This window comes from Streptomyces sp. NPDC031274, from assembly GCF_055570235.1.
Window position 1 is genome coordinate 64,033 of record NZ_JBVIHP010000014.1, and the last position, 6,087, is coordinate 70,119.

Below are 6,087 nucleotides of genomic sequence, written 5' to 3' on the forward strand. Positions count from 1 at the left end.
TCGCGTCACTTGAATGGGGGTGCGTCGTCTTTGCGGAAACCCGGTACGGCGCGTCTCGTCGGGGTCCTTGAAAGGTAGCAAAGAACGCGCAAAAGGGGCTGGTGACGATGGTCACCAGCCCCTTACGCGCGTTCTCGGCCCGCTACAGGTACAAGCCCGTCGAATCCTCGGAGCCCTCGAACCGGTCGGCGGCCACGGCATGCAGGTCGCGCTCGCGCATCAGCACGTACGCCACGCCCCGCACCTCCACCTCGGCCCGGTCCTCCGGGTCGTACAGGACCCGGTCACCCGGTTCCACCGCCCGCACGTTCTGCCCGACGGCGACGACCTCGGCCCAGGCCAGACGCCTGCCGACGGCGGCGGTCGCGGGGATCAGGATGCCTCCGCCCGACCTGCGCTCCCCCTCCGTGGTGTCCTGCCGCACGAGCACACGGTCGTGCAACATCCGGATGGGCAACTTGTCGTCGTGCGGGCTCTGTCCCTGGCTTTTGGCGCTCACGCCCCGAACCTACCCGCAGACGGCACGCCCGTACGATGCCGGGGCAGCTCTTCGTACACTGCCGGTCCTGTCCTTCGTACGCCGCCGGGCCTGTCCTTCGTACGCAGCCGGGTCAGTCCTTGCGGCGCCGCGAACCCACCGCGAGCAGCCCCACGAGGCCCACGGCGACCAGCGCCACCGGCACGATGCGCTCCAGACGCGGCGCGCCTTCCTCGGTCACGAACTGGGCCCGCACGTCCGACACGACGCGGTTGGCACCTACGTACGCCCGGCCGAGGGTGTTGTCCACGCTCGCGGCGACCTTGGCCTTCGCGTCACCCACGATCGTCTTCGGGTGAACCCGCACCCCGATCTCGTCGAGCGTCTCGGCGAGCGTCTCGCGGCGGTGCTTGATGTCCGCCTCGATCTGCGCCGGGGTCCTGATATCCGACGTGTCCGACACCGCGCTGCCTCCGTGGTCGTGTCCGGCTGTGTGTTCTGCCTGTTCCTTGTGCACGTATCGCTGTACGTATCGCCGACAGTCTGTCAGCTCCACGCTCACCTCACCCCACGGCACCCCTATTACCCTCGACTCCGTCACCACACGTTTCACGAACATCCTGTGCGATACACCCTGTGCGAGGAGACCGAAGATGAGCGAGCGACTCACCCCCGGCGACACGGCCCCGGCCTTCACCCTGCCGGACGCGGACGGCAACGAGGTCTCCCTCGCCGCCCACAAGGGCCGCAAGGTCATCGTCTACTTCTACCCGGCCGCCCTCACCCCCGGCTGCACCAAGCAGGCCTGCGACTTCACGGACAACCTCGACGTCCTGGCGAGCGCCGGGTACGACGTCATCGGCGTGTCCCCGGACAAGCCGGAGAAGCTGGCCAAGTTCCGCGAGAAGGAGAACCTCAAGGTCACGCTGGTCGGCGACCCCTCCAAGGAGACCCTTGAGGCGTACGGCGCCTTCGGCGAGAAGAAGCTGTACGGCAAGACCGTGACCGGCGTCATCCGCTCCACGATCGTGGTCGACGAGACGGGGAAGGTCGAGCACGCCTTCTACAACGTCAAGGCGACCGGCCACGTAGCCAAGATCATCAAGGACCTGGGCATCTGACTGCCCCGGACATCTGACTGACCTGGGCATCTGACTGGCCTGGACATCTGACCTGGGGATCCAACCCGCCCCTCCCCCTCCGACTGTGACGAAGCCCCCTTCAAGCCCAAGGGGGCTTCCGTTTGCGTCGGCCAAGATCGAGCAAGTGATGCCAGGAGGATTGTTCGCAGAACGGAAGGACTACCCATGGCGGCCCACGACGAGGCAGAGGCCGATACAGAGGCTGTGAAGCGTCACCGCACCCTCTTCCGAGCCGTCAAACGCCGCAAGGATCCCCCGCTGCGCCGCACCGATATCACGGTCACGGACGAGGCCGCGGTCAAGCGGGCGGTCAAAGCGGCCTCGCTCGGAAATGCCATGGAGTGGTTCGACTTCGGCATCTACAGCTACCTGGCCGTCACCATCGGCCATGTCTTCTTCCCTTCCGGGAACGACACGGTCCAGCTGATCTCCTCATTTGCCACGTTCGCGGTGTCGTTCCTGGTGCGCCCCATCGGCGGCATGGTGTTCGGCCCGATGGGTGACAAGGTCGGCCGCAAAAAGGTTCTTGCGCTGACAATGATCATGATGGCCATCGGCACCCTGGCCATCGGACTCATCCCGTCCTACTCCACGATCGGCTTCTGGGCCCCGGTCCTGCTGATCTTCTTCCGCCTCGTACAGGGCTTCTCGACGGGCGGTGAGTACGGCGGCGCCTCGACCTTCATCGCCGAGTACGCGCCCGACAAGCGGCGTGGTTACTACGGCAGCTTCCTGGAGATGGGCACCCTCGCCGGATACGTCGGCGCGGCGGGCCTCGTCCTCATCCTGAACACCGCGCTCGGCTCGGACGCCATGGAGTCGTGGGGCTGGCGCCTCCCGTTCCTCGTCGCGGGCCCGCTCGGCCTCGTCGGCCTCTACCTGCGGCTGAAGCTCGACGAGACGCCCGCGTTCCAGAAGATGGAGGACGCCACCTTCCACTCGGCCTCCGAGGGCGCCTCCAGCGTGGAAACCACCGCCAAGGGCGACCTGGCGAAGATCTTCACCAACTACTGGCCCACGCTGATCCTCTGCATCGCGCTGGTCGGCGCGTACAACATCACCGACTACATGCTCCTGTCGTACATGCCGACGTACCTCTCCGACGAACTCGGCTACGACGACTCACACGGCCTGCTGATCCTCATCGGCACGATGATCATCCTGATGCTGATCATCAGCCAGGTGGGCAAGCTCTCCGACCGCTTCGGCCGCAAGCCGCTCCTGATGACGGGCATGGTCGGCTTCCTGGTCCTCTCCCTTCCGGCGTTCCTCCTGATCCAGCAGGGCAGCCTGATCGCGGTCTCCGGCGGCATGCTCCTCCTCGGCCTCTCCCTGGTCTGCCTCCTGGGCACCATGTCGGCAACGCTCCCGGCGCTGTTCCCCACATCGGTCCGCTACGGCTCCCTGTCGGTCGGCTACAACCTCTCGGCGTCCCTCTTCGGCGGCACGGCCCCCTTGGTCATCACGTCCCTGATCAGCATCACGGGAACGGACATGATCCCGGCCTACTACTCGATGGCGGCGGCCCTCGTGGGCGTCATCGCGGTGCTCTGCATGAAGGAAACAGCCCAGAAGCCGCTCTCGGGCTCGCCCCCGTCGGTGGAGACGAAGGAGGAGGCGGCGGAGATGGTGGAGGCGGCGGCTCCGACGCCTCGGTTCTGAGCCCCCACCCCCTCTCCGGCCCGCCCCACGTGAAAGTGGGGCGGGCCGTTCCGCATTTCGGACGTGACGGTCCGATTGTCAGTTCGTTAGGCCGTACGAGGCTGCGAACAGGCGGCCGGATGCGGAGGGGAAATCATGCCGGTCAGCGCGTACACCAGGGAGCGACTGGAGGAAGCTGCCAAGTCATCACGGACGTTGTCCGAGGCACTGGGCAGATTGGAGGTGGATCCGAAGAGTTCGACGCGGAGGTACATCCATCAGCGGATGAAAAAGCTCGGGGTAGATACGTCCCACTTCGAGCGGGAGGGGGCTCGGTGGACCAGGGAGGTCCTCGAACCTGCCGTGGCCGCCTCGAAGAGCGTGAACGACGCGTTGCGGTACCTGGGGATCGAGGTCGTGGGCGGCCACCACACGCACATCGCGCGCCGCATCAAGGCATACGGCATCGACACGTCGCACTTCCAGCAGCCGTCCCGGGCTGGTGTCCCCAAGCAGCGCCGCACGCCGCATCAGATCCTGGTCGAACAAGAGCCGACGACGGCCCGGCGCATGCAGAGTGACCGGCTCAAGCGGGCCATGACCGAACTCGGCGTCGTCGAGCGGTGCGCGATGTGCGGAACGGATCCGCTGTGGCAAGGACATCCCCTGGCGCTGGAGGTGGACCACATCGACGGTGACTGGCGCAACAACCGGATAGAGAATCTGCGACTGCTGTGCCCCAACTGCCACTCGACCACAGATACTTACCGGGGCCGGGCCAAGGGGCGACGGTCATGAGCGAGCCGGTCCGCTACACGCGGGAACTGCTGACACAAGCCGCCGAGAGCTGTTCCAGCATCGACGAAGCCATCGCCTTTCTGGGCACGCGCCCTTACGGGAACCTCCGCCGTCATCTGTTCACGCGGTTCGACCACTTCGGAATCGATGTCTCCCACTTTCCACGTCCACGGCGAGGGCACACCAGACCTTCCCCCGAGGAACTTCGGCAAGTGGTCTCGCAGTCCTCATCCATCGCAGGAGCACTGCGCATGCTGGGGAAGGCGGCGAACGGCCAGCCATACGCACTGTTCCGTCGCTGGGTGGACGAGGACGGACTGGACACCTCCCACTTTCTCGGTCAGGCCCACCAACGGGGCAAGCCAGGAACGACACCTCTGAAGACGGCAGCGGACGTGCTCGTCAAGCACGACCGTCAGCGCCGAACCAGGACCGTCTTCCTGCGTCGAGCGCTTCGCGAGATCGGCGTCCCCGAGCTTTGCGACGGGTGTGGAACCCCGCCCGAGTGGAACGGGAAGCCCATGACGCTGGAGATCGACCACATCAACGGCGACTGGAGCGACGACCGGAGCGAGAATCTGCGGCTGCTCTGTCCCAACTGTCATGCGATCACCAGTACCTGGTGTCGCGGAGGCCGCCGTGCACCCATTGGGGTCCCGAGACTAAGCACCGCCTGACCGGTAACATGACTGGCCATGCGGCCGTGGCGGAACTGGCCTACGCGCAACACTTAGGATGTTGTGGGAGAAATCCCTTGAGGGTTCGAGTCCCTCCGGCCGCACGCCTTCGTTTCTAAGGCCCGGCTCGCGCACCCCGCGAGCCGGGCTTTCGTCGTCCGCAGCGTCAGGCCAGCAGCTCCCGAACCACGGGCACCAGCGCCCGGAACGCCTTCCCCCGGTGGCTGATCGCGTTCTTCTCCGCGGCCGAGAGTTCCGCGCACGTCCGCTTCTCGCCCTCCGGCTGGAGGATCGGGTCGTAGCCGAAGCCGCCCGTGCCCGAGGGGGCGTGGCGCAGGACGCCTCGTAGTTGGCCCTCGACCACGCGTTCCGTGCCGTCCGGGAGGGCGAGGGCCGCGGCGCAGGCGAAGTGGGCGCCCCGGTGGGTGTCGGCGTCGATGTCGCCGAGTTGGGCCAGGAGCAGGTCCAGGTTCGCCTGGTCGTCGCCGTGGCGGCCCGCCCAGCGGGCGGAGAAGATGCCAGGGGCGCCGCCGAGGACGTCGACGCAGAGGCCGGAGTCGTCGGCGACCGCGGGGAGGCCGGTGGCCTTGGCCAGGGCGTGGGCCTTGAGGAGGGCGTTCTCGGCGAAGGTGACGCCGGTTTCCCTGACGTCGGGGATCTCGGGGTAGGCGTCCGCGCCGACGAGGTCATGGGTGAGGCCTGCGTCGGCGAGGATCGCCTTGAGTTCCGTGATCTTGCCGGCGTTACGGGTGGCGAGGATGAGGCGGGTCATGACGACCAGTATCCAAGCCCGCGGATGTTACGGCGTGCAGACCTTCGTCAGTTCGCCCGCCGCGTCCGTGATCGGGCTGAGGTCCGGGGTCGCGTCGCCGTTGTCGATGGACTTGCGGACGTTGCCGACGGCCTTGTCGAGGCTGTCGACCGCCTTGTTGACATCGGTGTTGTCGGTCTTGTCGCCGATCTCGTCGATGTTCTTGTCGATGTCGTCGAGCGCCTTGTCGGCCTGCGTGGGGTCGTCGCCCGCCTTCTCGACGGCCTGCTGGAGGTCGGTGACGCTGTCGGCTATGGCGTCCGCGGTCTGAACGCAGTCGAGCGCCTTCTCGACTGCGCTGCAGCCGACGAGTCCGACGCCCGCCGGTACGGCGATCAGAACTGACGTGATGGCGATGGCGATACGGCGGTGGCGCGCGGCCATGCTTGGGTCCCTCCCCGAGTGCTGGTGGGGGGGGGGGGGGGGGGGGTGGGTGGGGGGGGGGGCGTGGGGGGGGGGGGGGGGGGGTTTTTTTGGGGAAAGCGGAGGGGCGAGGGAGGGGGGTTGGGTTGCCCGCCACACTCACGCCACGCTCACCTG

8 protein-coding genes, 1 tRNA gene and 1 riboswitch are annotated in these 6,087 nt (G+C 67.0%); of the genes, 5 read left to right on the top strand and 4 right to left on the bottom strand.

The window, feature by feature from the left end; genetic code table 11:
- Positions 1-18: 18 nt before the first annotated feature.
- Positions 19-88: riboswitch (guanidine-III (ykkC-III) riboswitch) on the bottom strand.
- A gap of 54 nt (positions 89-142) precedes the next feature.
- Both ACZ5CR_RS22685 and ACZ5CR_RS22690 read right to left on the bottom strand, forming a co-directional pair.
- Positions 143-445 carry a GroES family chaperonin gene (locus ACZ5CR_RS22685; protein WP_453527083.1) on the bottom strand — a complete coding sequence of 101 codons (303 nt, stop codon included), beginning with the start codon at positions 443-445 and terminating at the stop codon, positions 143-145.
- Between the two features lie 166 nt (positions 446-611).
- Positions 612-941, bottom strand: a complete 330-nt coding sequence (locus tag ACZ5CR_RS22690; protein ID WP_389908301.1) for a DUF3618 domain-containing protein — start codon at positions 939-941, stop codon at positions 612-614.
- Between the two features lie 190 nt (positions 942-1,131).
- Between ACZ5CR_RS22690 and bcp the strand changes: the two genes are divergently transcribed.
- The 5 genes from bcp (at position 1,132) to ACZ5CR_RS22715 (ending at position 4,840) form a co-directional block, all read left to right on the top strand.
- Positions 1,132-1,599: a thioredoxin-dependent thiol peroxidase gene (gene bcp, locus ACZ5CR_RS22695; protein WP_468860076.1), complete on the top strand. Its 468-nt coding sequence runs from the start codon at positions 1,132-1,134 to the stop codon at positions 1,597-1,599.
- 186 nt (positions 1,600-1,785) lie between these two features.
- Positions 1,786-3,282: a glycine betaine/L-proline transporter ProP gene (proP, locus tag ACZ5CR_RS22700; RefSeq protein ID WP_468860077.1), complete on the top strand. Its 1,497-nt coding sequence runs from the start codon at positions 1,786-1,788 to the stop codon at positions 3,280-3,282.
- 135 nt (positions 3,283-3,417) lie between these two features.
- Positions 3,418-4,059, top strand: a complete 642-nt coding sequence (locus ACZ5CR_RS22705; RefSeq protein WP_468860079.1) for an HNH endonuclease signature motif containing protein — start codon at positions 3,418-3,420, stop codon at positions 4,057-4,059.
- Entirely contained in the window at positions 4,056-4,736 is a 681-nt protein-coding gene (locus ACZ5CR_RS22710) for an HNH endonuclease (RefSeq protein ID WP_468860081.1), read from the top strand. The genes ACZ5CR_RS22705 and ACZ5CR_RS22710 overlap by 4 nt, the downstream gene beginning before the upstream one ends.
- Positions 4,737-4,756: 20 nt before the next feature.
- Positions 4,757-4,840: transfer RNA gene (locus ACZ5CR_RS22715), tRNA-Leu, on the top strand.
- Positions 4,841-4,902: 62 nt separating this feature from the next.
- On the opposite strand, the gene rdgB is transcribed toward ACZ5CR_RS22715, so the two are convergent.
- On the bottom strand, positions 4,903-5,508 hold the full coding sequence (rdgB, locus tag ACZ5CR_RS22720) for an RdgB/HAM1 family non-canonical purine NTP pyrophosphatase (protein ID WP_389908312.1): 606 nt from the start codon (positions 5,506-5,508) through the stop codon (positions 4,903-4,905).
- Between the two features lie 27 nt (positions 5,509-5,535).
- On the bottom strand, positions 5,536-5,931 hold the full coding sequence (locus tag ACZ5CR_RS22725) for a hypothetical protein (protein WP_468860084.1): 396 nt from the start codon (positions 5,929-5,931) through the stop codon (positions 5,536-5,538).
- Positions 5,932-6,087 lie beyond the last annotated feature (156 nt).